The 26,236-nt window shown below is 72.6% G+C and carries 28 protein-coding genes; 14 read left to right on the plus strand and 14 right to left on the minus strand.

The window, feature by feature from the left end:
• Window positions 1–72 precede the first annotated feature (72 nt).
• The 9 genes from AB0H83_RS07700 (at window position 73) to AB0H83_RS07740 (ending at window position 10,602) form a co-directional block, all read left to right on the plus strand.
• On the plus strand, window positions 73–606 hold the full coding sequence (locus tag AB0H83_RS07700) for a 2Fe-2S iron-sulfur cluster-binding protein (protein WP_360088527.1): 534 nt from the start codon (window positions 73–75) through the stop codon (window positions 604–606).
• Window positions 603–1,607 (plus strand): xanthine dehydrogenase family protein subunit M, encoded by a 1,005-nt coding sequence (locus AB0H83_RS07705; protein ID WP_360088530.1) that lies wholly within the window; start codon window positions 603–605, stop codon window positions 1,605–1,607. Before AB0H83_RS07700 ends, AB0H83_RS07705 begins: the two co-directional genes overlap by 4 nt.
• The gene (locus tag AB0H83_RS07710; protein ID WP_360088533.1) at window positions 1,604–3,739 is read left to right on the plus strand and encodes a xanthine dehydrogenase family protein molybdopterin-binding subunit; all 2,136 of its coding nucleotides are present in this window, start codon (window positions 1,604–1,606) and stop codon (window positions 3,737–3,739) included. The genes AB0H83_RS07705 and AB0H83_RS07710 overlap by 4 nt, the downstream gene beginning before the upstream one ends.
• A gap of 159 nt (window positions 3,740–3,898) precedes the next feature.
• A complete protein-coding gene (locus tag AB0H83_RS07715) occupies window positions 3,899–4,888 on the plus strand; it encodes a LacI family DNA-binding transcriptional regulator (protein WP_360088536.1) in 990 nt (329 codons plus the stop codon).
• Window positions 4,885–6,489: an FAD-dependent oxidoreductase gene (locus AB0H83_RS07720; protein ID WP_360088539.1), complete on the plus strand. Its 1,605-nt coding sequence runs from the start codon at window positions 4,885–4,887 to the stop codon at window positions 6,487–6,489. Before AB0H83_RS07715 ends, AB0H83_RS07720 begins: the two co-directional genes overlap by 4 nt.
• A gap of 22 nt (window positions 6,490–6,511) precedes the next feature.
• Window positions 6,512–7,786 (plus strand): sugar ABC transporter substrate-binding protein, encoded by a 1,275-nt coding sequence (locus AB0H83_RS07725; RefSeq protein ID WP_360088542.1) that lies wholly within the window; start codon window positions 6,512–6,514, stop codon window positions 7,784–7,786.
• Window positions 7,783–8,667, plus strand: a complete 885-nt coding sequence (locus AB0H83_RS07730; RefSeq protein ID WP_360088545.1) for a sugar ABC transporter permease — start codon at window positions 7,783–7,785, stop codon at window positions 8,665–8,667. The genes AB0H83_RS07725 and AB0H83_RS07730 overlap by 4 nt, the downstream gene beginning before the upstream one ends.
• Window positions 8,657–9,487 carry a carbohydrate ABC transporter permease gene (locus AB0H83_RS07735; protein ID WP_360088548.1) on the plus strand — a complete coding sequence of 277 codons (831 nt, stop codon included), beginning with the start codon at window positions 8,657–8,659 and terminating at the stop codon, window positions 9,485–9,487. Before AB0H83_RS07730 ends, AB0H83_RS07735 begins: the two co-directional genes overlap by 11 nt.
• A gap of 47 nt (window positions 9,488–9,534) precedes the next feature.
• Entirely contained in the window at window positions 9,535–10,602 is a 1,068-nt protein-coding gene (locus tag AB0H83_RS07740) for a LacI family DNA-binding transcriptional regulator (protein WP_360088551.1), read from the plus strand.
• A gap of 128 nt (window positions 10,603–10,730) precedes the next feature.
• Here the strand turns inward: AB0H83_RS07740 and AB0H83_RS07745 are convergent, their stop codons facing one another.
• Together AB0H83_RS07745 and AB0H83_RS07750 are read right to left on the minus strand one after the other, a co-directional pair.
• Window positions 10,731–11,087: an Lsr2 family protein gene (locus AB0H83_RS07745; RefSeq protein WP_360088554.1), complete on the minus strand. Its 357-nt coding sequence runs from the start codon at window positions 11,085–11,087 to the stop codon at window positions 10,731–10,733.
• 339 nt (window positions 11,088–11,426) lie between these two features.
• Window positions 11,427–11,783, minus strand: a complete 357-nt coding sequence (locus AB0H83_RS07750; protein ID WP_360088557.1) for a TIGR02611 family protein — start codon at window positions 11,781–11,783, stop codon at window positions 11,427–11,429.
• A gap of 530 nt (window positions 11,784–12,313) precedes the next feature.
• Between AB0H83_RS07750 and AB0H83_RS07755 the strand changes: the two genes are divergently transcribed.
• Window positions 12,314–12,745 carry an SsgA family sporulation/cell division regulator gene (locus AB0H83_RS07755; protein ID WP_033356715.1) on the plus strand — a complete coding sequence of 144 codons (432 nt, stop codon included), beginning with the start codon at window positions 12,314–12,316 and terminating at the stop codon, window positions 12,743–12,745.
• A 131-nt stretch (window positions 12,746–12,876) separates the two neighbouring features.
• Here AB0H83_RS07755 and AB0H83_RS07760 read toward each other — a convergent pair whose 3' ends face one another.
• Window positions 12,877–13,164 (minus strand): DUF4873 domain-containing protein, encoded by a 288-nt coding sequence (locus AB0H83_RS07760; protein WP_360088561.1) that lies wholly within the window; start codon window positions 13,162–13,164, stop codon window positions 12,877–12,879.
• A gap of 46 nt (window positions 13,165–13,210) precedes the next feature.
• Here AB0H83_RS07760 and AB0H83_RS07765 point away from each other — a divergent pair, with 46 nt between their 5' ends.
• Together AB0H83_RS07765 and AB0H83_RS07770 are read left to right on the plus strand one after the other, a co-directional pair.
• Window positions 13,211–14,113, plus strand: a complete 903-nt coding sequence (locus AB0H83_RS07765; RefSeq protein WP_360088564.1) for a diiron oxygenase — start codon at window positions 13,211–13,213, stop codon at window positions 14,111–14,113.
• 33 nt (window positions 14,114–14,146) lie between these two features.
• On the plus strand, window positions 14,147–14,329 hold the full coding sequence (locus tag AB0H83_RS07770; protein WP_360088567.1) for a hypothetical protein: 183 nt from the start codon (window positions 14,147–14,149) through the stop codon (window positions 14,327–14,329).
• Window positions 14,330–14,500: 171 nt separating this feature from the next.
• On the opposite strand, the gene AB0H83_RS07775 is transcribed toward AB0H83_RS07770, so the two are convergent.
• The 4 genes from AB0H83_RS07775 to AB0H83_RS07790 all read right to left on the minus strand — a co-directional run bounded on the left by AB0H83_RS07775 (window position 14,501) and on the right by AB0H83_RS07790 (window position 17,890).
• Entirely contained in the window at window positions 14,501–15,169 is a 669-nt protein-coding gene (locus AB0H83_RS07775) for a class F sortase (protein ID WP_360088571.1), read from the minus strand.
• Between the two features lie 37 nt (window positions 15,170–15,206).
• Window positions 15,207–16,133, minus strand: a complete 927-nt coding sequence (locus AB0H83_RS07780) for a DUF4397 domain-containing protein (protein ID WP_360088573.1) — start codon at window positions 16,131–16,133, stop codon at window positions 15,207–15,209.
• A gap of 246 nt (window positions 16,134–16,379) precedes the next feature.
• Window positions 16,380–17,147, minus strand: coding sequence for a CAP domain-containing protein (locus tag AB0H83_RS07785; RefSeq protein WP_360088576.1), 768 nt, complete (start codon window positions 17,145–17,147; stop codon window positions 16,380–16,382).
• 107 nt (window positions 17,148–17,254) lie between these two features.
• The gene (locus AB0H83_RS07790) at window positions 17,255–17,890 is read right to left on the minus strand and encodes a TetR/AcrR family transcriptional regulator (protein WP_360088579.1); all 636 of its coding nucleotides are present in this window, start codon (window positions 17,888–17,890) and stop codon (window positions 17,255–17,257) included.
• A gap of 33 nt (window positions 17,891–17,923) precedes the next feature.
• On the opposite strand from AB0H83_RS07790, the gene AB0H83_RS07795 reads away from it, so the two are divergent.
• Complete coding sequence (locus AB0H83_RS07795) at window positions 17,924–18,592, plus strand: pentapeptide repeat-containing protein (RefSeq protein WP_360088582.1); 669 nt, start codon at window positions 17,924–17,926, stop codon at window positions 18,590–18,592.
• Here the strand turns inward: AB0H83_RS07795 and AB0H83_RS07800 are convergent.
• Both AB0H83_RS07800 and AB0H83_RS07805 read right to left on the minus strand, forming a co-directional pair.
• The gene (locus tag AB0H83_RS07800) at window positions 18,537–19,010 is read right to left on the minus strand and encodes an STAS domain-containing protein (protein ID WP_360088585.1); all 474 of its coding nucleotides are present in this window, start codon (window positions 19,008–19,010) and stop codon (window positions 18,537–18,539) included. The genes AB0H83_RS07795 and AB0H83_RS07800 overlap by 56 nt on opposite strands.
• A gap of 105 nt (window positions 19,011–19,115) precedes the next feature.
• Window positions 19,116–19,616, minus strand: a complete 501-nt coding sequence (locus AB0H83_RS07805; RefSeq protein WP_360088588.1) for a hemerythrin domain-containing protein — start codon at window positions 19,614–19,616, stop codon at window positions 19,116–19,118.
• Between the two features lie 117 nt (window positions 19,617–19,733).
• Between AB0H83_RS07805 and AB0H83_RS07810 the strand changes: the two genes are divergently transcribed.
• Complete coding sequence (locus tag AB0H83_RS07810) at window positions 19,734–20,456, plus strand: hypothetical protein (RefSeq protein ID WP_360088591.1); 723 nt, start codon at window positions 19,734–19,736, stop codon at window positions 20,454–20,456.
• 421 nt (window positions 20,457–20,877) lie between these two features.
• Here AB0H83_RS07810 and AB0H83_RS07815 read toward each other — a convergent pair whose 3' ends face one another.
• From AB0H83_RS07815 to AB0H83_RS07835, 5 genes are all read right to left on the minus strand, one after another.
• Window positions 20,878–22,125, minus strand: a complete 1,248-nt coding sequence (locus AB0H83_RS07815) for a serine hydrolase domain-containing protein (RefSeq protein ID WP_360088594.1) — start codon at window positions 22,123–22,125, stop codon at window positions 20,878–20,880.
• A 38-nt stretch (window positions 22,126–22,163) separates the two neighbouring features.
• Window positions 22,164–22,739, minus strand: a complete 576-nt coding sequence (locus AB0H83_RS07820; protein WP_360088597.1) for an ATP-dependent Clp protease proteolytic subunit — start codon at window positions 22,737–22,739, stop codon at window positions 22,164–22,166.
• A gap of 105 nt (window positions 22,740–22,844) precedes the next feature.
• The gene (locus tag AB0H83_RS07825; RefSeq protein ID WP_360088600.1) at window positions 22,845–24,725 is read right to left on the minus strand and encodes a propionyl-CoA synthetase; all 1,881 of its coding nucleotides are present in this window, start codon (window positions 24,723–24,725) and stop codon (window positions 22,845–22,847) included.
• Window positions 24,726–24,735: 10 nt separating this feature from the next.
• Window positions 24,736–25,014 carry a DUF6295 family protein gene (locus AB0H83_RS07830; RefSeq protein ID WP_360088603.1) on the minus strand — a complete coding sequence of 93 codons (279 nt, stop codon included), beginning with the start codon at window positions 25,012–25,014 and terminating at the stop codon, window positions 24,736–24,738.
• Window positions 25,015–25,016: 2 nt separating this feature from the next.
• On the minus strand, window positions 25,017–25,778 hold the full coding sequence (locus tag AB0H83_RS07835; protein ID WP_360088606.1) for a dienelactone hydrolase family protein: 762 nt from the start codon (window positions 25,776–25,778) through the stop codon (window positions 25,017–25,019).
• Window positions 25,779–26,236: the final 458 nt, after the last annotated feature.

The following is a 26,236-nucleotide window of genomic DNA, read 5'->3' on the forward strand; positions in this document are numbered from 1 at the left end:
AGTCCGGGTGACTTCGCGGGGTGGGCGGCGCCGGGCACGCATGGCCGGGGCGGCCGTGGGCAGGACGGCCGGGTGGAACGACAGCTCACCAGCGACATCACCTTGTGCGTCAACGGACGCACCAACGAACTGCGCGTCGACAACCGCACGACCCTGCTCGACATGCTCCGCGAGCAGCTGTCGCTGCCGGGCACGAAACGCGGCTGCGATCACGGCCAGTGCGGTGCTTGCACCGTCCTGCTCGACGGCCGGCGGGTGAACAGCTGCCTGATCCTCGCGGTCACCTGCCAGGACGCGGCGGTCACCACGGTGGAGGGGCTCAGCAGCCGCACCTCGACACAGCTGGCGGCGCCGCAGGAGCGCCCGGCGCTGCACCCGGTGCAGGAGGCGTTCGTCGCGCACGACGCGCTGCAGTGCGGCTTCTGCACACCGGGGCAGATCTGCTCGGCCGTCGGCATGCTGGAGGAGGCCGCCGCCGAGGGCGCCACCCTCGACGAGCCCGAGATCCGCGAGCGGATGTCGGGCAACCTGTGCCGCTGCGGCGCGTACGTGAACATCGTCGCCGCGATCGAGGACGTCGCGGCGCAGGGGGTGGGGGCGCGGTGAAGCCGTTCGCGTACCAGCGGCCCGACGCGGCGGGCACGGCGGTCTCCACCGTCGCGCACGCGGGCGCGGCGTTCCTGGCCGGCGGGACCAACCTCGTGGACCTGATGAAGCTCGGCGTCACCGCCCCCGACCTGCTCGTCGACGTGACCGGGCTGCCGCTGCGGCAGATCGAGCCGCTGCCGGACGGCGGGATGCGGGTCGGGGCGCTCACCGCGAACAGCGACCTCGCCACCGACCCGGTGCTGCGGACCAGGTTCCCGGCGGTGGCGCTCGCGCTGCTGTCGGGGGCGTCGGCGCAGCTGCGCAACCGGGCCACGATCGGCGGGAACCTGCTGCAGCGCACCCGCTGCCGGTACTTCGTCGACGTGACGAAGGCGTGCAACAAGCGGCAGCCGGGCGACGGCTGCGACGCCCGCGACGGCGAGCACCGGGACCTGGCCGTCTTCGGCACGCAGACACCGGGTGGCGGCCCGGCGCCGTGCGTCGCGACCAACCCGTCGGACCTGGCGGTCGCGCTCGTGCTGCTCGACGCGCGGGTGGAGCTGCTGACCCCGGACGGGACGGCGCAGATGAGCGTGCACGAGCTGTTCCGGCTGCCCGGCGACCGGCCCGACCTGGACACGAACCTGCCGCCGGGCGCGCTGATCACCGCCGTGGTGCTGCCGCCGTCGCCGATCGCGCGCACCTCGACCTACCGCAAGGTGCGGGACCGCTCGTCGTTCGCGTTCGCGGCCGGCTCGGTCGCCGCCGCGCTCGACGTGGCCGACGGCACGGTGCGCGACGTGCGGCTCGCGTACGGGGCGGTCGCGCACCGGCCGTGGCGGGCGTACGCGGCGGAGCGGGCGCTGCGCGGCGCGCCGGCGACGGTCGACAGCTTCGAACGGGCCGCGGACGAGGAGCTCGGCGCGGCGAGGCCGTTGCGGGACAACGAGTACAAGCTGCCGCTGATCCGCAACCTGACGGTCGGCGTCCTGCGGGGGATGACGGAGGCGAGCTGGTGACGAGCACACAGACCCGGCAGGCAGCGCCGCGGACGGAGGCGTCGCGGAGCATCGGGGTGGCCGGCCCGCGGGTCGAGGCGTGGGACAAGGTGACCGGGCGGGCGCCGTACGCGGTCGACCACCCGGTGCCGGGCGCGGCGTACGCGTGGGTGGTCCAGTCGACGGTGGCCCGCGGGGTCGTCGTGGACGTCGACACGTCCCGGGCGCTCGCCGAGGAGGGGGTCCTCGCGGTGCTGTGGCACGGCAACGCGCCGCACCTGGAGCCGGTCGGCGACCCGGAGCTGCTGGTGCTGCAGTCGCCGCGGATCGCGTACCGGGGGCAGGTCGTCGCGGTGGTCGTGGCCACGTCGCCGGAGGCGGCCCGGGCCGGCGCCGCGCTCGTGCGGGTCCGCGAGGACGGCACGATCGCGGACACGGTCCTGCGGCTGGACCACCCCGCGCTGTACCAGCCGGTGCAGGTCAACGCCGGCTACCCGGCCCGCTCCGCGGTCGGCGACGTCGACGCCGGCCTGGCCGCCGCGACGGTCCGCGTCGACGCGACGTACCGCACGCCGCCGGAGCACCACTGCGCGATGGAGCCGCACGCCGCGACCGCGTTCTGGGAGCGCGGCTGCCTCACGGTCTTCGACGCGACGCAGGCCTCCACGGCGGTGCACGAGGCGCTGGCGGGGCTGTTCGAGCTGCCGCCGCAGTCGGTGCGGGTGGTCAACGAGCACATCGGCGGCGGGTTCGGCGGCAAGGGCGGGCCCAGGGCCAACACGGTCCTGGCGGCGATGGCGGCGCGGCTGGTCGGCCGGCCGGTGAAGCTGGCGCTGACCCGGCAGCAGCTCTTCGCGCTGGCCGGCTACCGCACGCCGACGATCCAGCGGGTCCGGCTGGGCGCGTCCACGGACGGCCGGCTGCTGGCCATCGGGCACGACGCGGTCAGCCAGACCTCGCAGCTGAGCGAGTTCGTCGAGCAGACCGCGGTGCTGTCCCGGCACATGTACGCCGCCCCGCACCGGCTCACGACGCACCGGGTGGTGGCGCTGGACGTGCCGACGCCGGGGTGGATGCGGGCGCCCGGGGAGTGCCCGGGGGCGTTCGCCCTGGAGTCCGCGATCGACGAGCTGGCGGCCGCCGGCAACTGGGACCCGGTGCGGCTGCGCATCGACAACGAGCCGCCGGTGCACCCGGAGGAGCATGTCCCGTTCTCCAGCCGGCACCTGGTGCAGTGCCTGGAGCAGGGGGCGCAACGCTTCGGCTGGGCCGGGCGCGACCCGCGGCCCGCGGTGCGCCGCGACGGGGAGTGGCTCATCGGCACGGGCGTGGCGGCCTCGACGTACCCGGCGCTCACGTGGCCGTCGACGGCCCTGGCGCGGGCGACCGCCGACCAGCGCTTCGACGTGGAGGTCAACGCCGCCGACATCGGCACGGGCGCCCGCACGGTGCTGCGCCAGATCGCCGCGGACGCCCTGGACGTGCCGCTGTGCGAGGTGGAGATCACCGTCGGCGACTCGGCGATCGGCCCGGCGCCGGTCGCGGGCGGCTCGATGGGGACCGCGTCGTGGGGCTGGGCGGTGACGAAGGCGTGCAGGCTGCTGCGCGAGCGCATCGACCGGGAGCACGGCGGCAGCGTGCCGGCCGGCGGGGTCGCCGTGCGCGCCGACACGACGCTGGAGATCCGCGACCGGCCGGAGTTCGCCCGGCACGCGTACGGGGCCCAGTTCTGCCAGGTCCGCGTGTCGGCGGTGACCGGCGAGATCCGGGTGGACCGGCTGCTGGGCGTGTTCGCCGCCGGGCGGATCGTGAACCCGACGACGGCCCGCTCGCAGCTGATCGGCGGGATGACGATGGGGCTGTCGGGGGCGCTGCTGGAGCAGTCGGTGCTCGACTCGCGCACCGGCGACTTCGTGACCGCCGACCTGGCCGCCTACCACGTGGCGGTCAACGCCGACGTGCCGCGGGTCGAGGTCGAGTGGCTCGACGAGCACGACCCGCACCTCAACCCGATGGGCGTGAAGGGCATCGGCGAGATCGGCATCGTCGGCACGGCCGCCGCGGTCGCCAACGCCGTGTTCCACGCGACCGGCATCCGCGTCCGGGACCTGCCGATCGGCCTGGCCCGGCTGATCACCCACTACCGATCATGAAACGGTGGACTAATGCGTATTAGTCACTGACGCGAACGGGTAACGAAACCTCTCCCACGGCTTGACGGACCGGCGAGATCCGGCGCACGATTCGTGCCCAGAGCTTGCTGATACGCATTAGCGCTGGATTCCAGCGCTTGCCGAGGGAGAGGTACGGTCATGGGACGTCGGGTCACGCAGCGCGACATCGCGCGGATGACCGGCGTCAGCCAGGCGACCGTCTCGCTCGTGCTCAACGGCAGCGGCGCGGTGCGCATCGCCCAGGAGACCCGGCAGCGGGTGCTCGACGCGATCCGGGCCACCGGTTACGTCGCCGACGTGGTCGGCCGGCGCCTCGCCGACCGCAGCAACCGGATCCTCGGCGTGTTCACGTACGAGCCGGTGTTCCCCAGCGCGACCGCCGACTTCTACCACCCCTTCCTCGTCGGCATCGAGCAGCGGGCCGAGCAGCTCGGCTGCGACCTGCTGCTGTTCACCTCCGGCCCGCACCGCATGCGCCTCGCCGACGGCTGCATCGTGCTCGGCCGCTCGATCGGCCGCGACGAGCTGGCCCGGCTGGTCGCCGAGCACCACCCCTTCGTCAGCGTCGGGCGCCGCGACGCCCCCGACGTGCCCTACGTCGGCGCCGACTACGGCGCGGCGACCGCCGCCCTGGTCGCCGCGGCGGTCGAGCTGGGCCACCGCCGCCTCGCGTACGTCGGCACCGGCGGCCCCGCCGAGTCGCACCTGGACCGGCTGCGTGGCTTCGCCGGCGCGTGCCTGGCCGCCGGGGTGTCCGCGACCCACGAGCCCCGCCGCGACGGCGCCCTCGACGGCGCGGTGCCGCGGCTGCTCGCGGCCGGCGTCACCGCACTGTTCCTGGAGGAGCCCGCGGACGCGGCCGACCTCGTAGCGGTCCTGCGCGCGCACGGCCGCGACGTGCCCGGCGACGTGTCGGTCGTGGTGCTCGGCGAGCCGACCAGGGCCGGCGCCACACCCGCGCCGTTCGACGTGACCCGGTTCCGCACCCCGCGCCGCGAGATGGGCTGGCGGGCGGTCGACCACCTCACCGAGATCGTCGGTGGCGGACCGGCACAGCAGACGTTGCTCGCCTGTGAGCTCGTCCCCGGTGAAACCCTGAGAACCGCAAGCAGCAAGGAGCGCACGTGAAGGAATTGGCGGCGGACGTCCTCGTCGTGGGCGGCGGACTCGGCGGCGTGGCGGCGGCCCTCGCGGCGCTGCGGGCCGGCCGGTCGGTCGTGCTCACCGAGGAGTACGACTGGCTCGGGGGCCAGCTCACCAGCCAGGCCGTGCCGCCGGACGAGCACAGCTGGGTCGAGCAGTTCGGCGTGACCGCGAGCTACCGGGCGCTGCGCGACGGCATCCGGCACTACTACCGGCGCTACTACCCGCTCACCGACGCGGCGCGGCGCTGGACGCACCTCAACCCGGGCGCCGGCGGCGTCAGCCGGCTGTGCCACGAGCCCGCCGTCGCCCGGGCCGTCCTGGAGGCGATGCTGCAGCCGTACCGCGGCGGCGGGCGCCTCACGGTGCTGCAGCCGTGGAAGGCCACCGGCGCCGACACCGACGGCGACCGGGTCACGGCGGTCACCGGGCGGCACCGCGACAGCGGCGAGCGCACCACCGTCACCGCGCGGTACGTGCTGGACGCGACCGAGACCGGCGAACTGCTGCCGCTGACCGGCACCGAGTACGTGACGGGCTTCGAGTCGCAGGACGACACCGGCGAGCCGAGCGCGCCCGCGGTGGCGCAGCCGGCGAACATGCAGGCGGTCTCGGTGTGCTTCGCGATCGACCACGTCGACGGCGACCACACGATCGACCGGCCCGGCGCGTACGGGTTCTGGCGCGCGTACACGCCGCCGTTCTGGGGCGGGCCGCTGCTGTCGTGGCGCTCCCCGCACCCGCGGACGCTGGAGATCGCCGAGCGCAGCTTCACCCCGAACCCCGACGACGACCCGCTCGGCGTCGTCGCCGACCAGCGGCTCGACCCGGGCGACGCGAACCTGTGGACGTTCCGGCGCATCGCGGCCCGCAAGCTGTTCACGCCCGGCGCGTATGCCAGCGACATCACCCTGGTCAACTGGCCGATGATCGACTACTTCGAGGCGCCGGTCATCGACGTGCCCGACGCCGAGGACCACCTGGCGCGGGCCCGGGAGCTGTCCAAATCGGTGCTGTACTGGCTGCAGACGGAGGCGCCCCGCCCCGACGGCGGCACCGGCTTCCCCGGCCTGCGGCTGCGCGGCGACGTGACGGGCTCGGCCGACGGGCTCGCCCAGGCGCCCTACATCCGCGAGTCGCGGCGCATCCTCGCCGACTACACCGTCGTGGAGCAGGACCTGTCCCACGCGGTGCGCGGCGACAAGGGCAGCGTCAACTACCCCGACTCGGTCGGCGTCGGCATGTACCGCATCGACCTGCACCCGTCCACGGGCGGCGACACGTACATCGACGTGCCGTCCAGCCCGTTCCAGATCCCGCTCGGCGCGCTGCTGCCCCGCCGGGTCGAGAACCTCCTGCCGGCGGCGAAGAACCTCGGCACCACCCACATCACCAACGGCTGCTACCGGCTGCACCCCGTCGAGTGGAACATCGGCGAGGCCGCCGGCGCCCTCGCCGCGTTCTGCCTCGACCGGGGCACCACGCCCCGCGCCGTGCGGGCCGACCCCGCCCGGCTCGCCGACTTCCAGTCCCGCCTGACCTCCGACGGCGTCGAGCTCGCCTGGCCCGACGTCACCGCCTACTGACACCCCCATCAGGAGAACCCCCATGCGAATGAAGACAGCGTTCGCCGTCGCGACCGCGGCGCTGCTCGGCCTCACGGCGTGCGGCGCGGACGACACCCCGAAGGACACCGGCCCGGTCTCGCTGCGGATGACCATCTGGACCGCCAACGAGGCGCACCTCAAGCTGTTCAACGAGATCGCCGCCGAGTACAGGGCGGCGCACCCGGACGTGACCGAGATCAAGTTCGACTCGCTGCCGTTCGACACGTACACCACGGCGCTGACCACCCAGATCGCCGGCGGCAACCAGCCCGACCTCGCGTGGATCCTGGAGAACTCCGCGCCGGACTTCGTCTCCTCCGGCGCGCTCGTCCCGCTCGACGACACGTTGAAGAAGACGCCGGGCTACCAGTTCGAGGACCTCGGCGCGAGCCCGATGAAGCTCTGGCAGAGCCAGGGCAAGCTGTACGCGTACCCGTTCTCGACCTCGCCGTTCGGCGTGTTCGTCAACAATGACCTGGTGAAGAAGGCCGGCAGGCCCACCCCGGCGGAGCTCATCGCGGCCGGGAACTGGACGTGGGACACCGCGCTGCAGACCGCCGCCGCCGTCAATGCCGCCACCGGCAAGGCCGGCCTCGTGGTCCGCGACTTCGACTACAAGGCGTGGCAGAACCTGGCCAGCTTCTGGGGCGGCTGGGGCGCGCAGGCGTGGAGCACCGACGGCAAGACCTGCGGGTTCGACAAATCCGAGATGGTCGAGGCGATGACGACCCTGCACAAGGCGATCTTCACCGACAAGGCGCTGCCCGGCCCCGGCGTCAGCGCCGACTTCTTCGCCGGCGACGCGGCGATGACGATCACCCAGATCAGCCGGGCGTCGCTGCTGAAGAACCAGTTCGGCTGGGACCTGGTGCCGCTGCCGCAGGGCAGGGTCGGCTCCTACGCGGTGTTCGGCCAGGCCGGCATCGGCGTGTTCAAGAAGGGTAAGCACGCGGCCGCGGCGCAGGAGTTCCTCGCGTTCATGACCAGCCCCGCGAACTCGGCGAAGCTCGCCGCGTACTTCCCGCCGCCGCGCACCTCGCAGCAGACCGCGGAGACCCTCGCCAAGACCAACCCGCTGCTCAAGCCCGAGCAGCTGCAGAAGGTCGTCGTCGACGGCATCGCCAAGGGCACGGTCGGCCCCAGCCACGCCGGGTTCGCCGAGCTCTCCCAGACCGTCCGCGCCGGCCTCGACCCGCTGTGGCAGCCGCAGGCCGACGTCAAGGCGGTGCTGTCCGGCGTGTGCGCCAAGATCGCCCCGCAACTGGCGAAGCAGTGAGGCTCCGGTCCAGGACCGCCGACCGGCTGGCGGGGTGGCTGTTCGTCGCCCCCCAGCTGGCCGGGTCGGCCGTCTTCGTCTTCGCACCGCTGTGCCTGGTGCTCTGGTACAGCCTGCACGAGTGGAACGTCCTGGCCGGCAGCTTCGAGTTCGTCGGCGCCGGCAACTACGAGGTGCTGCTGTCCGACCCGTCGCTGCCGTCGGTGCTGCGCGCGACCGGCATCTTCTCCGTCGGCCTGGTGGTGTTCAACCTGAGCCTGGCCCTGCTGCTCGCGGTGCTGCTCAACCAGCGGCTGCGCGGGCTGGCCGTGTACCGGACGCTGTTCTTCTCCCCCGTCGTGGTGTCGCTGGTCGCGTGGACGATCGTGTGGGGATTCCTGCTGCAGTCCAACGGCGGCGTCAACGGGCTGCTGCAGGCCGTCGGCGTCGAGGGGCCGAACTGGCTGCGAACCGGCCCCACCGCGATGGTGTCGGTGATCGCGGTGCAGGTGTTCAAGAACGTCGGGCTCAACATGGTGCTGTTCCTCGCCGCGCTGCAGGGCGTGCCCGGCGAGCTGTACGAGGCCGCGCAGCTGGACGGCGCGTCGGCGTGGACCAGGTTCCGGCGCATCACCGTACCGATGATCAGCCCCACCATCCTGCTCACGTCGATCATCACCGTGGTCGGCTCGCTGCAGGTCTTCGCGCAGATCGCGGTGCTCACCCAGGGCGGCCCCGGCACGTCCACCACCGTGCTCGTCTACTACCTCTACCAGCAGGCGTTCCAGTTCCATCACTTCGGCTACGGCTCGACGCTGGCCATCCTGCTGTTCGTCATCGTGCTCGCCCTCACGCTCGTGCAGTGGCGGCTGCGCCGGAAGTGGGTCGTCCATGAGCAGTAGGGCGAAGGTGCTCGTCTACGGGCTGCTGTCGGTGCTGTGCGTGCCGTTCGTGTTCCCGACCTGGTGGATGGTGACGTCGTCGTTCAAGCCGACGAGCGAGATCTTCGCCTACCCGCCCCGCCTGTTGCCCTCGGAATGGCACTTCGGCGCCTACCGGGAGGTGTTCCGGCTGCAGCCGTTCGCGGAGCAGTACTGGAACAGCCTGTACATCGCCGCGATCGTCACCGCGGGCACGATGGCGGTGGCGTCCCTGGCCGGCTACGCGTTCGCCAGGATCCGCTTCCCCGGGCAGAACGTGCTGTTCGTGGTCGTGCTCACCGGCCTGCTCATCCCGAGCGAGGTGACGATCGTGCCGCTGTTCCAGCTGTTCAACCGCTTCGGCATGATCGACACGCACTGGCCGCTGATCCTGGTGCCGATCTTCGGCGCGCCCAGCGTGCTGGCCACGTTCATCATGCGGCAGTTCTTCGTGACCCTGCCGAAGGAGCTGGAGGAGGCGGCCCGCGTCGACGGGCTCGGCCGGTTCGCCACGTTCCGGCGCATCGCGCTGCCCCTGGCCCGCCCGGCGCTCGGGGCGGTCGGCATCTTCACGTTCCTCAACAGCTGGAACCTGTTCCTGGAGCCGGTGGTGTACCTGTCGAGCAAGGAGAAGTTCACGCTGCCGCAGGCGCTGACCCAGTACGTGGACGCGTACGGCGGCCCCATGTGGGACGTGCAGCTGTCCGCCGCGTCGCTGACGGCGCTGCCGGTGCTCGTCGTGTTCGTGATCGCCCAGCGCCAGTTCGTCGAAGGCCTCGCGCACACCGGGCTCAAAGGGTGATACACCTTCGACCGTGAGCGGACCAGAACGCAGCGGAGAGGGCCGGCATGAGCAGGCGGGTTACCCAGCGGGACATCGCCCGGATGACGGGGGTCAGCCAGGCGACCGTGTCGCTGGTGCTCAACAACCGCACCGGTGACGACGTGCGGATCGCGCCCGAGACCCGGCAGCGGGTCCTCGACGCGATCCGCGCCACCGGCTACGTCGCCGACCCGGTCGCCCGGCGGCTGGTGTCCGGGCGCAACCGGATCCTGGGCGTGTTCACGTACGAGCCGGTGTTCCCCAGCACCGCGGCCGACTTCTACCATCCGTTCCTCGTCGGCATCGAGCAGCGGGCCGAGCAGCTCGGCTGCGACCTGCTGCTGTTCACGTCGAGCTCGCAGCTGGCCGGCGAGGGCGGGGCGGGCCGGCGGCGGATCTTCCACGCCGACAGCCGGATCGGCATCGCCGACGGCACCATCCTGCTCGGCCGGCGGGTCGACCGCGACGACCTGGTCCGGCTCGTCGGGGAGGGGCACGCGTTCGTGTCCGTCGGGCGGCGCGACGACGCGGGCGGCCCGGTGCCGTACGTGGGCGCCGACTACCCGGCGGCGGTCGCGGCGCTGGTCGAGCGGGCCCGGGAGCTCGGGCACACCCGGATCGGCTACCTCGGCACCGGCGGCCCCGCCGAGTCGCACGCCGACCGGCTCCGCGGCTTCCGGCCCACCGGCGACGCCGGCGAGGGCGACGACGGCACCGCCGGCGACGATGAGGGTTGCCGCCTGCACCTGCCGCCGCCGGCGGACGGGTGGCCGGCGGCGATCGAGCGGGAGCGGCTCACGGCGGTGTTCCTCGAGGAGCACGCCGACGCGGCCGCCCTGGTCGCGGCGGCCCGCGCGCGGGGATGGTCGGTGCCCGGGGACCTGTCGGTGGTGGCGCTCGGTGAGCCCAGCGGCACCGGGCCGCTGGACGAGGCGCTCACCAGGCTGCGGATCCCGCGCCGGGAGATGGGCTGGCAGGCGGTCGAGCAACTGACCGCCGCCATCGAAGGCGGTGCCGGGCCCGCGGTGCAGCGGTTGCTGCCGTGCACGGTGCATGCCGGCACCACGTTGGGGCCGCCGCGGGGCACGCCTTAGCCGGAGCGTCGCTATTGTGATCGAGCCGCTGCCCACCCGGGCAGCGGCTCGATCGCGTTTTCACCGGAATGCTTCACCGCATCGACCGGTTTCTCAACTCGTGGTATTTCGGTGCGGGACGTCCCTGTTTAGCGGCCGGCCTCGGCGTGGTAGCGGTCGACCACGTCCTGCTTGATCCGGCCCCGGTCGGAAACGTCGATCCCCTTGGCCTGCGCCCATTCCCGAATGGCACGGTTCTGGTCACGGTCACCGCGGGTGACGCCCCGGCCGCGCACGTCGCGACCGCGCACGGTGCTGACCACGCCACCACGCCCGATCTTCGTCGCGGCGGCGACGAACGGGGCGACGGCGTCGCGCAGCTTCGCGGCGTTCGCCTCGGACAGGTCGATCTCGTACTGCACGCCGTCGAGTGCGAACACGATGCTCTCGGCGGCGGGCTTGCCGTCGATGTCGTCGATCAGCTCGTGGATGACGCGTTTTGCCATGAGTGGCCTTTCCTCAGGTGCTGCCAATGTCTTCGCATCACTGACGCGGCGCACCGCATCACGACACGAGCGTGCCGCCATCATTCGGACACGAACAAGATACTCAACGGGATGTTACGCCCCGGTACCGGGCGAGATTACTCCCACCGTACCGTTGTCGCGCACCCGGCGCGGAATCGGCGCCGCACGAAACGCAGACACGATGAAACGCGCACAATCGGTTAAGGCAGGAACCGATCGCCGGCATGCCGCGGCAACCGGTCGCGGCGCCGTCGCCGAGTCACCCGGCACGGATGTCCTTGGCTCATCCCCCGCCGCAGCATGATCGCTGTCGTGAAGTCAGGCGAGCATCCGCAGCGAGAGCAGCAACGCCGCACCGACGACAAGCAGCAGACCGCCGACGGAGACGATCCGCACCAGCCAGGAGCCGTCGCGCACCAGGCGGGTCCAGCGCAGCAACTGCCGGCGGGTGAAGGTCAGCAGCCGCCGCGCCCAGTGGAACTCCATGGCCAGGATCGCCAGGCCGCCCAGGATGATGACCCAGCCGGGCCCGGGCAGCGGCAGCAGCACCACGCCGACGGCGATCACCAGCGTCCCCACCAGCGCCACCACGATCTTCACGCCGGCGCGACCGATCCGGGTCGCGTAGAGCCGCTCGCGCCAGCCCATCAGCCGGTCGGCGACCCGGCGGATCACCCGGCGCGCGGTGCCGGCGGCGGGACTGTCGTCCGGGGCGCCGTCAGGACTACGGGCGGCGTCATCGGGGGCGGCGTCAGGACTGCCGGCGGCATCATCGGGGGCGGCGTCAAGGCTGCCGGCGGCACCGTCGGCGGCTCCTTTACCCGCCGTCCGGTGGCTCTCCGGCGCAGCGACACGCCGGAAGTCACCCCGAGGGGACCCAAGCGGTCCGGAATCAGGCGTAACGCCCGACCCGTCCGCCTCACTGTCGCGCAATTTCCGTTCCCGTCACTGGATAACCCGTCACTCCCACGAACCACTGGACGTTACCCGAATGAATTGACGTACGGCCCACACGTCACGTCAAGGACCCCGGTCACGCCCTGAAAACCGGACATCACGCGCACGTTGTTCGGTTGACGGCAAATCGGGCCCAGAAACACTACAGAGTGAGATCGTAGAATCACTACGCGTAACACTGGGAATCGCCTCAACATAAGAGAGGCGGGGCACGGCATGCTCCGCAGCGGTGCCGGGGGGAGTACGACATGAGCGCTATCCGACCATCGACCGTCGAGGTCGAGACATCCCTACGACTCGTCGCGCCCGACGCGACTGCATTGCCGGTGCGAGCCAGCTTGCGATACGACCCGAACGACCCGTACGCGGTGCACGTGCTGTTCCACGCCGAGTCGGCGGGGGGCGAGCCGGTCAGCTGGTCGTTCGCGCGTGAGCTGCTGTTCACCGGCCTGGACGAGCCGGCCGGCATCGGCGACGTGCGGGTCTGGCCCTGGAACGGCCCGCGCGGCGACTTCGTCGCCCTGGCCCTGTCGTCCCCGGACGGCAACGCACTGTTCGAGGTGCCGCGCAGCGTGCTGGTGCGCTTCCTGCGCCGCACGTACAGCGTCGTGCCGCGCGGGCACGAGACCGACCACCTGGACGTCGACAACGCGGTCAACCGGCTCCTCGCCGGCCGCTGATCGCGAACCGCACCACCGGGACCGCGTCATACCGGGCGCCACACCGACGACCACCCTCCGCGAGCAGCCCGCCAGCTGCCGAGGGCCCGGCCGGCGGGTGGCGCCCGACGTTTCCCGCGCGTGGCGCCCCGCTACACGACGCCGTCCGGCGGGGCGCCGGTGCCACCGAAACGGACGTTGCCCCACGGGTCGATCTCCAGCAGCCGGGCCGGCACCGGATCGGCCGGCCCGCACCGCAGCAACACGTCCCGGCGGCCCGCGCGCACCAGCGCCGGCACCGCCGGGTCGCCGCTCATCCGCCCGCCCCAGTGGTAGCGCCCGTCCAGCGGCTGGAAGTGGCCGCTCAGGTGCAGTTCCACGGCGTGCGCGGCGCCGTCGACAAGCAGCTCGGCCTTGACCGGCCGTGGTTCCTCAGGCATGGTACTGATGAGTACCAAGCCCCGCCGGAGCCGTCAAGGAGCAGCGATGCCGACAACCGACGAGCGCGAAGCCACCGCCGCGCGGCTGCTGAAGATCTCTGCGGGCAACTCCTACGACCCCGACGTCGACATCGACTGGCGGGCGCCGCTGGACCCGCAGCGCATGTTCGCCCCCGCGCACCGGTTGTCGCTGTACGGCACACCCCTGTGGGACGGCCTGGACGAGCGGCAGCGCATCGAGCTGTCCAGGCACGAGGTGGCCAGCATCGCCAGCGTCGGCATCTGGTTCGAGATGCTGCTCATGCGGCTGCTGCTGCGCCACGTCAGCGACCAGGACCCGCGCACCGGCCACGTGCAGTACGCGCTGACCGAGGTCGGCGACGAGTGCCGGCACTCCATCATGTTCGCCCGGATGATCGAGGCGTTCGGCACGCCCGCGTACCGGCCGGCGCCCGTGGAACGCGCCCTCGGCCGCTACCTCGGCGCGACCGCCGGCGGGGTGCAGACGTTCGCCGCCGCGCTCATCGCCGAGGAGATCCTCGACGCCCTGCAGCGCGAGGCGATGGCCGACGACAGCCTGCAGCCCCTGGTCCGGATGGTGTCGCGGATCCACGTCGTGGAGGAGGCCCGGCACATCCGATTCGCCCGCGACGAGCTCGCCCGGCAGGTCGCGGCGAGCCGGCGCGGCTTGGCGGGGCGGGTCTCCCTGGCGTACTCGCGGCTCATGATCGGCCGGGCCGCCTGGACGGTCACCCACTCGCTGATCCACCCGGGGGCCTACGCGGCGGTCGGGCTCGACCCCGCCCGTGCCCGGGCCGCGGCCTGGGCCAACCCGGCGTTCCGGGAGACGCTGCGCTGGTCCGCCGAGCGGGTCACCTCCTACCTGCAGGAGCTCGGCCTGGTCGAGGGCCCGGCGCGCCGGTTGTGGAAGGCATCGGCGCTCCTCTAGGCGGGCCGCGGCGGCGGCACTACCGTGAACGCCATGAGATGGGTCCTGATCGTCGTCGGTGCGCTGCTCATCCTCTCCGGCGTGGTCTGGACGCTGCAGGGGCTGGATGTGCTCGGCGGCAGTTCGATGAGCGGCAGCACGATCTGGGCGGTCATCGGCCCGGTCGCCGCGGTGATCGGGGCGGTGCTGTTCCTGCGCGGCGTGCGCAAGCGCTGAAACGCGGAAATTCGGAGATCCAGATCACGGGACGGCCCGTGCCGGGCGCGCTACTGTTCAGTGAGTCGGTGTGCTGTGTGTCCCCGGGCCTCACCACACTGCCTTCACGGAATACCGTTCGGCTGGAGCCGTGATGCGCCTATCGCCGCGAGGCGACCTGGCACACCGACCCTAAACGTTGGCAAGCACCGCGTAGACCACCACGTTGTCGCGGTAGGAGTGGCGGGCGGCGTCGAAGTCCCCGCCGCAGGTGATCAGGCGCAGCTCCGGCAGCGGCGTCGGGCCGTAGACCCGGTCGCTGGGAAACCTCGCCTTCGCGTAGTGCTCGCGGGCCGTCACCGTGAAGGTGAGCCACGCCCCGCCGCGCTGCACCTCGACCCGGTCGCCGGCCTTCAGCTCGTGCAGCTTGTAGAACACGGCCGGCCCGGTGCGCGAGTCGACGTGCCCGGCCAGCACCGCCGGGCCCGGGTCGCCGGGTGCGGTGCCGGCGGCGAACCAGCCGGCCTCCTCGTACGCCTTCGGACTCTGCAGCTGCCCGGTGCCGTCGACGACGAGCTGCTCCAGGCCGGTGTCGACGCCCAGCGACGCGATCCGCAGCCGGGTCGGCGGCGCGTCCCCGGCCCCGGGACCGTCATCCGGCGCCAGCTCGATGCGGTGCGGCACGATCCAGGTGGACCTGCCGGCGTCGATGTCGAGCTGGCGGCCGACCAGCGCCGCCGCACCGGCGTAGACCGGCGCGGCGAGGGCGAGCACGCAGGCGATCAGCGTCAGGGTCCGCCGCCGGCCGGGGCTCAGGCGGACCGCGCGGTGCCTGACGACTCGCCCGGCGGACCTCACCATGTGGCCAGCCTACGAGACGCGCCCGGGCACCGGACCGCTACGACTGCTGGGCCGTGACCCCACCGCGAACACGGCCGTGAACACCGCCACGGGCACCGCGGCGGCGGCGCAGCAGCAGCGCGCCACCCGCGGCGAGCAGCGCCAGCGGCCCGGCGACGAGCGCCGCCCCCTGCCAGCCGCCGAGGCGGCTGCCCGCGAGGTGCCCGGCGGTGCCGCCGCCACCGGTGTCGACCCCGCCGGCCGGCACGCCGTTGCCGGTCGCGTCGGTGCGCAGCTGCGCGGTGAGCCCGCTGCGGCCGTCCAGCACGATCAGCGAGTACACGCTGCCGGCCTTCAGCGACGCGGTGACCGTGGTCGCGGCGGTGGTGCCGCTCGGCGCGCTCAGCCGCAGCGTCCACTTGCCGGGGTCGACCAGCTGGTAGTCGGTGGTGGTGGCGAACTCGACGTTGCCCGCGACCTTCGCGCCGCCGGCGATCGATACGTCGAGAACCGGCTGCTTCACCGACGCCTGCACCACGCGGACCTTGGCCTTGCTCTGGTCGGGCAGCGCCAGGTCGTCGGGGATGACCCGCAGGCCCAGGTCGGTGAACTTGCCGACGCCGGCGACCGTGTACGCCTTGCCCTCCACGACCGTCGCCTGGGTGCTCAACACGGGCGGGCTGTCGGCGGCCGCGCCGGGCAGCCGCATCGCCACCGCGTAGGTGCCGGGCGCCAGCGGCAGGTACTTGGACACCACGCCGTAGCCGACCGCGTCGAACTTCTGCGTCGCCATCGAGCCGTTCACGGCGCTCAGGTACACGTCGACGGCCGGGGTGTCCGGAGACAGGTGCGCGAGCCGGACGTAGCCGACCCCGGCCGCGGTGGCCGGGGACGCGCCGGCGAGGGCGGTGCCGATGCCGAGCAGCACCGCCGCGGCGGACGCGGCGGCCACCCGGGCCCGCCGGCGCAGGGAGGCAGCGATCACGTTGGTGGTCCCTTGCTCGAGTGCGCGGCCCGCGCGACGTGCGGCCGGGCGCCGGGAGACAGGTTCGAGTTGCGTAATGGAACGCACCCGCGCGAAGGGAATTGAGTAATCCGCCCGGGCACCATAAGCACTGACCGATGTGCACGATGCCGAACGGCGCGCCGAAGCGCAACCACTGGACGGTCTTTTTCCAACTACCGGGCAGTAACGATCAACGCCTGCCGATCGACGGCCGCCGCCGACCGGTCACCGGGGGCTGCCGAAGTCCTGCGTCCAGATCGGGGTCTTGCCCTGGTACGCGAGGCCGACGCCGAGGTCCTTCAGCCCGCAGTTGAGGATGTTGGCCCGGTGCCCGGAACTGTTCATCCAGGCCTTCATCACGTCGGCCGGGGTGCGCTGGCCCTTGGCGATGTTCTCCGCCGCGCCGGACCACTTGTAGCCGGCGTTGGTGATGCGGGTGGCGAAGCTCGTGCCGTCCTGCGAGGTGTGCGAGAAGTAGTCGTTGGTGGCCATGTCCTGCGAGTGCTTGCGGGCCGCCGTGGCGAGCTTCGCGTTGTAGGCCAGGGGCTTGCAGCCGGCCTTGGCCCGCTCCACGTTGGTGATCGCGAGGACCTGCTCCTCGTAGGACAGGTTGCCGGCCGGGGCGGTGGTCTTCGGCTTCGCCGGCGGCGTGGTCTGCGTCTTCGCCGGCGCGGTGCTGCTCGGGGCGGCCTCGGTCGGGGACGCCGAGGTGACGGCGCCCGCGATGCCGCCGGCCGGGTCGCTGCCGGACGGGCCGGCGCCGGACGGGTCGCCGGTGGTGTCGCCCGCGACGGACGTGCGGGCCGCGTCGCCGGTCGTGCCGTCGTGGCCGAGCAGCACGACCCCGCCGACCGCGGTCGCGCCGACGACGAGCAGGGCGGCGACGCCGACCCCGACGACCACGGCGAGCCGGTTGCCGCGGCGGTGCCGGGGCTCGTGCCCCTCGGTGCCAGGCTCTTCGTGATACGCGTCGTACGGGCCGTACGCGGACACCGGTTGCCTCCTGAGGCGCAGATGACTCAAACCGCACCGAAGCCTATGAGCCGGGCACCCGGCGCACCCGATGGACGACGCCGATTTCACGACGATCTAAGCGAAATTTATGCATCCGCCCCCGTGCCGCCCCCGGGCGTTTCCCCGGGTAGCATCGCGGTCACGGTCCGGCGCAGCACCGCGGTGGCCGCCGCGACGTCCAGGTGCAGCTCGTCGCGCAGCATCGACCAGGCGGCGAACGTGGTGGCCACGGTCAGCGCGTGCAGCGTCGCCTCGCGGTCGCCGCCGGTGCGGGTCAGCTCGGTGGCGAAGAGCCTCTCCAGCTCCTCGCGGGCGTTCGTGACGTACCAGGTCCGGTTGTGCCGCAGCGCCGCCGAGAACGGCTCCCGCAGCCGGGCCGCCCGCGCCGCCGGCGCGATCAGCTCGAGCAGTCGGGCCCGCTGCTCGCAGTACACCTCGATGCGCTGCGGCAGGGGCAGCTCGGGCGGCACGGGACGGTGCTCGGCGAGCTGGCGCTCCATCAGCCTGGCGCCGGCGGCGGCGAAGAGCCGCTCCATGTCCTTGAAGTTGGTCCACAGCGCGCGCAGCGAGACCCCGGCGCGCTCGGCGATCCGCTCCGCCGTCGGTTTGAGGTCGCCCTCCTCCAGCAGCGCCAGGTGGGCGTCGACGATGGCCCGCCGGGTCCGCTCGGCCCGCAGCGTGCGCCCGTCGACTCGCCGCTGCCCGACTGCCGCATCGTTCATAGGGCATCAGCCTACGTGTGTACGGTGAGGAGCGTGGCACTGCGCACCGTGCACGAACTCGACATCGATCTCCCTCTCATCGACTCCGGGGAGCTCGAGCCGGTCAGCGCGCCGTGGGGCGGCAACCTCAACGACGCGCATGTGCAGACCGGCCGCGCCATCCGCACCACGCTCATCGACGCCCGGCTGCGCCGCTCCCACCTGGAGAACCTCGACCTCAACGGGGTCGTGTGGGAGGACGTGACGGTCACCGGCTGCCGCTTCGAGAAGGTCGACTTCACCGCGGCCCGGCTGACCGGGCTGACCTTCGAGCGGGTCCACTTCGTCAACTGCAAGCTCACCTGGGCCCACCTGGCCGAATCCCGCCTCGGCGACGTGCTGTTCGAGGGGTGCCGGCTGGATGCCGCGGCCCTCGACGACATCACCACGACCGGCCCGACCGGATTCGTCGGGTGTGTCCTGGTCAACACCGTCTTCCGCGACTGTGTCCTGCCGCACGCGGCGATGTCCGGGTGCCGGCTGCGGCAGATGTCCTTCGAGAGCTGCGACCTGCGCGGCGCCGACCTGCGCGGCAACCAGCTGTCGGAGGTCAGCGGCGTGAGCAGCCTGCGCGGCGTGACGATCGAGCCGGCGCAGCTGCCGGGCCTCACCGACGCGGTGATGCGGGACCTCGGCGTGATCGTCCGCGGGCCGAAGGGTTGACCCGCCAGCGCGGGCGGCGGCGCTGCGGGTGAACGGGCTCCTCGACGCACGCCGCCGCCGGCGCGGGCGCGCCCTGCCCTGCCGCGCCCGCGCCGGTGAGCAGGTCCCGCGGGTCGGCCTCGACCGCGCCCTCGACGGTGGCGAAGGCGGCGATGCCGTCCATCCCGGCGGCGACCTGCGCCCACGAGCGGATGGCGGGCGACGGGGCGGCGAGCCGCAGCTCCCCGCCCCGCTGCCAGGCCAGTTCGGCGACCCGCACGAGCAGGGCCGCGCCGGCGGTGTCGCACACCGTCACCTGGGAGACGTCCAGGATCAGGCGCGGCTGCGCCGCGACGAGACAGCCGGCGAGGACCGGTTCGACGGTCTCGACGGTCCCTTCCACGAGCAACCCGTGCAAAGCAAGCACCACGGCGTTCATCGGTTCCGACGGTACCGGCACACCCCGCCCCCGGCGTCTCCTTCGGTCGGACGACCCCGCCCGGCCCATTGGTGCCCGCACGGCATCCGAGTGTGCCGGCGGGTCTCAGGCACGCATCGCGTCGAGCGCCTTCTTCAGCGCCTTCGGCTCGCTGGGGGTCGTCGGGGCATCGGGACGCAGCTGCTGCATCCGCGCGCCGATCTCCTGCAGCTGGTTACGACCGAGGCTCTCGCGGACCTTCGGGAACCACTCCTGCTCCTCCTCGTCGATGTGGTGCGTGACACTCTCGATGAGGACGGTGACCTTCGCGTCGAAGTGCTCGTCGTCCGGGGTCATCGTGGCCAGTTCCATGCACAGCACGTCGGCGACGTGGTGCTCCTCGTACGACTCGAGGATGTCGTCGTCGAGGTCCGGCAGGAGGCGGCGGACCTCCGGGTACATGACCTCGTTCTCGAGGTACGTGTGCACGGTCAGCTCCGACAGGATCTGCTTGACGATCCGCGCCTTCTTCGCCGCCGGGCCGTCCTCGGCCGCCTGGAACTCCTTGAACAGCCGCTTGACGTTCTTGTGGTCTTCCTTCAGCACGACAATGGCGTCAGTGGACATCGGGTCTCCTCACTGGCGGGTCTTGACAGGCACTGTGTACCCGCACCCCACCAGCGCAAACAGCGCCGTGACCACCCTCGCCGAGGGTGACCGGCGGGGCGTGCGAAGCTGGCCTGCGTGAAGTCACCGCGGATCATGACGCTCGCCGCCCTGCTGGCCCTCGCGGCACCGCCGGCCCTCGCCGGCTGCGGCGGCTCGACCCCCTCGCCGGGCGCGGGCACCGGCGGCAAGCCCGGCGCGGAACAGACCGCCACCAACACGTTCGAGGTCAAGGACGACGTCAGCGTCGTCGACATCGACAGTGCCGGCGGCGCGATCACCCTGAAGGCCGGCACCACCACCACGATCAAGGTGACCGAGGTCTCCACGTTCAAGGCCGACAAGCCGGGCCGCAAGCAGAGCGTCGAGGGCGGCGAGCTGCTGCTGGCCTCGACCGGCTGCGCGAGCGGCGACTGCTCGATCGCGTACACGGTGGAGATCCCGTCGACGCTGAGCGTGCGCCTGGACAGTGCCGGCGGCGCGATCACGCTGTCGGGGCTGACCGGCATCATCGACGTGTCCTCCGACGGCGGCGCCCTGAAGGGCGACGGCCTCGCCCCGCCGGAGCTGACCGCCCGCACCGGCGGCGGCACCGTCGAGCTCGCCGTGACGCAGGCCCCGGACCGCATCGACTTGGACAGCGGCGGCGGCGACGTGCAGCTGAAGCTCACCGCGGACGGCTACGCCCTCGACGTGGAGCTCGACGGCGGCCAGCAGTCCGGCACCGTGAAGTCCGAGGCCGCCTCGCTGCACAAGGTGCACGTGGTGACCGGCGGCGGGAATTTGGCCTTCGGCCGCTGAGCCGCTGAGCCGTCGCGGCCGGGCTCGACCGGCAACGGGCTCGACCGGCAACGGGCTCGACCGGCAACGGGCTCGGCCGGCAACGGGCTCGGCCGGCAACGGGCTCGACCGGCAACGGGCTCGACCGGCAACGGGCTCGACCGGCAATCTTGCCCGCTTGATCGAAGTCGTGCGGTGGTCATCCGGACGGCCGGGACGCGACTTCGATCACCACAGGGTCGCGTGAGCAGGGCCGTGGCCGCCGTCGGCGGGCCGCGACTTCGATCTCATGGTGGTCCGGTCGGCGGGGCCGGTGACCGCTGGGGCCGCGCGCGGGTGAGGCCGGCAGCCCGGCTCAGCCGCTGACGGGCCCGGCTGGCGGGCTCGCTGGACAGGCATCAGCCGGCGGGCTCGGGCCGGCGGCCTCGGGCCGGCGGCGGGTTCAGTCGGTCAGCGCCGAGTAGATCAGCTGGCGCAGCTGCGGGCGGATCGGGTGGGTGCTGGACGGCAGCAGCTGCGTGTAGAACGCGACGGTGAGCCGCTCGGCGGGGTCGACCCAGAAGGCGGTGCTGGCCGCGCCGCCCCAGTAGTACGTGCCGGGCGTGCTCGGCGTGCGGGCCGGCACCGGGTCGCGGACCACGGCGAAGCCGAGCCCGAAGCCGACCCCCTCGAACGTGGTCTCGGCGAACCCGCCGGTCTGCAGCCGGTCCAGGTCGACGCCGCCGGGCAGGTGGTTGCGGGTCATGAAGCGCACCGTCCGGCTGCTCAGCAGCCGCTCCCCCGCGCTGTCGCCGGTGGTGCCGCCGCGCAGCAGCATCGCCGTGAACCGGTGGTAGTCCGCGGCGGTGGAGATGAGCCCGCCGCCGCCGGACTGCAGCCCGGGCTCCTGCAGCGCGTGCTGCCCGATCGGGTCGAACCGGGTCGCCGCGCCGCCCGCGGGGCTCGGCACGTAGAGGGCGGCGAGCCGCTTCGCCTCGTCGCCGGCCGGGTCGACCCACCAGCGGGTGTCGCTCATGCCGAGCGGCTCGAAGATCCTGGTGCGGAAGAACTCGCCGAGCGTCTGCCCGGACACCACCTCGACGAGCCGGCCGAGGACGTCGGTGGACACCCCGTAGCCCCAGCCGCGGCCGGGCTGGAAGAGCAGCGGCAGCGCCGCCCAGTCACGGCACGCCTGGGCCAGGTCGGCGCCCGCCTTCGGGTAGATGTCGTAGCCGGCCTTGCGGTACAGCGCGTCCACGACGGAGGTCTGCAGGAACCCGTACGTGAGGCCCGATGTGTGCGTGAGCAGGTGCCACACCCTGATCGGCTCGGCCGCCGGCACGGTGAACGGCTGTCCGGCGGAGCCGCGGTCGTACACCTGCGGCGCGGCGAACTCGGGCAGCCACCGGCTGATCGGGTCGGTCAGCTCGAACCGGCCCTCCTCCCAGAGCATCATCGCCGCGACCGAGGTCACCGGCTTCGTCATCGAGTAGATCCGCCACAGGGTGTCGGGCTCGACCGGCAGACCGGCCTCCAGGTCGCGCATGCCGCAGGTCGAGGCGTGCGCGACCCGGCCGTCGCGGCTGACGACGAGCTGCCAGCCGGCGAGCCGGCCGTCCTCGACGTAACGGGCGAAGTGTGCGTCCAGGCCGGCCAGGCGCTTGCCGTCGAAACCGACCCGCTCGGGCGCGACCTCACGTTCGATGCTCACGCCCGGCAGCCTAACGCGCGCTCAGGCTTGCGGAAGCGTCAGGAGACGGCCAGCTGCTCGGCGCCGGCGACGACCCGGTCGACGAACCCGTAGTCGACGGCCTCCTGCGCGGTGAACCAGCGGTCCCGGTCGGAGTCGGCCTCGATCTGCTCATACGTCTGGCCGGTGTGCTCGGCGATGAGCCGCTGCATGGTCTGCTTCGTGAACAGCATCTGCTCGGCCTGGATCGCGATGTCCGACGCGGTGCCGCCGATGCCGCCGGACGGCTGGTGCATCATCACCCGGGAGTGCGGCAGGGCGTAACGCTTGCCGGGGGTGCCGGCGCTGAGCAGGAACTGCCCCATGGACGCGGCCATGCCCATCACGACCGTCGACACGTCGTTGGGCACGAACCGCATCGTGTCGTAGATGGCCAGGCCGGCGCTGATGACGCCGCCCGGGGAGTTGATCCAGAAGCTGATTTCCTTCTCGTGGTCCTCGGCGGCGAGCAGGATCAGCTGCGCGCAGATGCGGTTGGCGCTCTCGTCGTTGACCTCGCTGCCGAGCACGATGATGCGCTTGGCGAGCAGTCGGTCGAAGACGGCGCTGTCGAAGGGGATCTGCGTGTCGTCCATGAGCGGCGTCCTTTCCGGGGCTTTGTCCGACCGTATTGGCCGCACCCCGGAAAAGGACCCCCGGTTCGCTGTGAGCGTGTTCGCTGACAGCGTGGTCGGCGCCGGTCAGGGCTCCGCCCGCAGGATCGGTCGCAGGGTGTCCAGGACCGAGGCGTCCTCGATCGTGGACGGGACCGCCGGGTCGCCGCCGCCGGCGATGCCGCGCATGGTGCCGCGCAGGATCTTGCCGGAGCGGGTCTTCGGCAGCGCCGGCACGACCCGTACCGTGCGCAGCGCCGCGACGGCGCCGATGCGCTGCCGCACCAGCGCGACGAGCTCCTGCTCCACGACGTCAGGGGCGGTGTCCACACCCGCCTTCAGCACCACGAACCCGCGCGGCACCTGCCCCTTGAGCTCGTCGTCGACGCCGATCACGGCGCACTCGGCGACGGCCGGGTGGGCGGCGAGCACCTCCTCCATGGCGCCCGTGGACAGCCGGTGCCCGGCGACGTTGATGACGTCGTCGGTGCGGCCCATCACGTACAGGTAGCCGTCCTCGTCGAACCGTCCGCCGTCACCCGTCAGGTACGTGCCGGGGAACGCCGACAGGTACGACGCGACGAACCGCTCGTCGTCCTGCCACAGGGTCGGCAGGCAGCCGGGCGGCAGCGGCAGGGCGATGACGATCGCGCCGTCGACGCCGGGCGGGGCGGGCGTGCCGTCGGGCAGCAGGACCCGCACGTCGAACCCGGGCACCGGCACCGACGGCGAGCCCGCCTTCGTCGGCATCGGCTCCAGGCCGCGCAGGTTCGCCGCGACGGGCCAGCCGGTCTCGGTCTGCCACCAGTGGTCCACGACCGGCACACCGAGGGTCTGCCCGGCCCACTCGTACGTCTGCGGGTCGAGCCGCTCACCGGCGAGGAACAGCGTCCTGAGCGTGTGCGTGTCGTACCGCGCGGCGAGCCGGCCCTCCGGGTCCTCCTTGCGGATCGCGCGGATCGCGGTCGGCGCCGTGAACAGCGCGGTCACCCCGTGCTGCTCGACCACCCGGAAGAACGCCCCGGCGTCCGGAGTGCCGACGGGCTTGCCCTCGTACAACACGGTGGTGGCGCCGGCCAGCAGCGGCCCGTAGACGATGTACGAGTGGCCGACGACCCACCCGACGTCGGACGCCGCCCAGAACACGTCGCCGGCCCCGGTCGCGTACACGTTGGCCATGGACCAGGTCAGTGCGACCGCGTGACCACCGTTGTCACGCACGACGCCCTTCGGCCGGCCCGTCGTGCCGGACGTGTACAGGATGTACAGCGGGTCGGTGGCCGCCACCGGTACACAGGCGGCATCCGCAGCGCCGTCCAGCGCGTCGTCCCAGGTCAGGTCGCCGGGCTTGAGCTCGCCGGGTGCCTGCTCGCGCTGCAGGATCACCCGGTGCGCGGGCCGGTGCGCGGCCTCGGCGAGCGCGGCGTCCAGCAGCGGCTTGTACGCCACGACGCGGCTGCCCTCGATCCCGCACGACGTCGCCACGACCACCTTCGGCCGGGCGTCGTCGATGCGGGCGGCGAGTTCCTTGGGCCCGAAGCCGCCGAACACGACGGAGTGCACGGCGCCGAGCCTGGCGCACGCGAGCATCGTGATGACCGCCTCCGGCACCATCGCCATGTAGACGACGACCCGGTCGCCCCGCTCGACGCCGAGCCGGCGCAGCGCCCCCGCGCACCGGGCGACCTCGTCACGCAGCCGCCGGAAGGTGTACGTGCGCAGCGTCCCCGTCACCGGGCTGTCGTAGATGAGCGCGGTGTCCTCCCCGCGCCCGGCGGCGACGTGCCGGTCCACGGCGTTGTGGCAGGTGTTGAGCTCCGCGTCGGGGAACCAGCGGTAGAACGGCGGGCGGTCGCCGTCCAGCACCCGCATCGGCATGCGCGTCCAGTCGACCGCGGCGGCGGCGTCCCGCCAGAACCGGTCCGGGTCGGTGAGGCTGCGCTCGTACGTGTCGCGATATGCGCCCATCCCTCGATGCTTACACCGCGGCGCTCGCGCTGGCCAGGCCTGCCGGGGCATTGTCCAGGGCGGCCTCGATCGCGGCCATGAGCGCCCGCGCCGCCTCCTCGGTCAGCTCGACCGCGACCCGCGCCGCCGGCCCCTGCGCCGGGTCGGCGAAGTCGATGTTCAGGGTGTGCCCGAACGGTGCGTGATGCGGGTGGTCGACGTAGACCGCGGCCCGGGTCACCGCGAACCAGCCGGCCGGGCCCTTGGCGCTGCCCTCGATGTCGACGGTCTCGGTGTCGTACGTGCACATGCTCAGACCTCCAGTCGCTTGCCGCCGAGGTGCCGGTCGAAGAACGCGAAAACGCGCCGCCACCCGTCGACGGCCGCCTGGGGCCGGTACCCGGGCCGGTCGGTGGCGAAGAAGCCGTGCCCGGCGCCCTCGTAACTGTGCCGCTCGAACTGCTTGCCGTGCTCGGCGAGGATGGCCGCCAGCCGGTCCACCTCGGCGGGCGCCGGGTTCTTGTCGTCGTCGCCGAACAGCCCCAGCACCGGGCACCCCAGATCACCGAGCCGGTCCTTGATCGAGGTCATCTTCAGCCCGCTCGCCGCCGGCGGCGGCTCCAGCGCGAAGGCTCCGTAACAGTCGACGGCCGCGTCCAGCGGCAGCGCGGTCGCCACGAGCAGCGCCTGCCGCCCGCCGGAGCAGTACCCGATGACCCCCACCTTGCCGTTGTGCCCGTCCAGCGCCCGCAACGCGTCCGCGGCGATCCGCACGTCACCGATGATCTGCTCGTCGGGGATGCCACCCTGCCCTCGCACGAACGCCGACGCGTCGTCGGGGGACGCGCCCGGCGCCTCCCGCCAGAACAGGTTCGGGCAGATCGCGAGGTAGCCGTTGACCGCGAACCGGCGCACCATCTCCTTCGTCGCGTCGTCGTACCCCGGCAGGTGGTGGATCACGACCACCCCGGGAAGCAGCGCGCCGTCCCGCCATGCGTCCAGCGGCCGGGCCTGGTACGCCTGGATCTTCTCGTCCCCGACGTACACCGTTTCGGCGCGGATCGCATCAGACATGACCTCCACGCTACTGCCGCCCCCACGCCCGCCGATCACCCCGGGCCGACCAGCACGGATGTCGGGGACCGCCGGCTCACGTGTGATCTTGCCCGGTTGATCGAAGTCGTGTCGTGGTCGCCTGGACGGCCACGACGCGACTTCGATCACCACGGTGGACCGGGCGGCGACCTGGAGCGCCATGGTGGACCGGGCGGCGGAACGGCGGGTGCCACGCCGGCCTGCCGATGCGTGGTTCGCGGCGGCGAAGCGCCGTACGGCGGGTGACGAGTCGGTGCGATCGCCGTGGCGGTGGCGGTGGGTGGTTGCCGGTCCGCTACCACCATGGCACGTACCCCGTGGACGGGCGCAGGTCGCAGCTGGCGACCGCGAAGGAGAACAGCGCCGTTGTGGCCACGACCCCGTGAACGTTCGTGGTCACAGCAGGAGTGCATGTCGTGTAAGCCGTCGGCGTGCCG

It is taken from the genome of Dactylosporangium sp. NPDC050688, from assembly GCF_040654515.1.
GTDB lineage: Bacteria > Actinomycetota > Actinomycetes > Mycobacteriales > Micromonosporaceae > Dactylosporangium.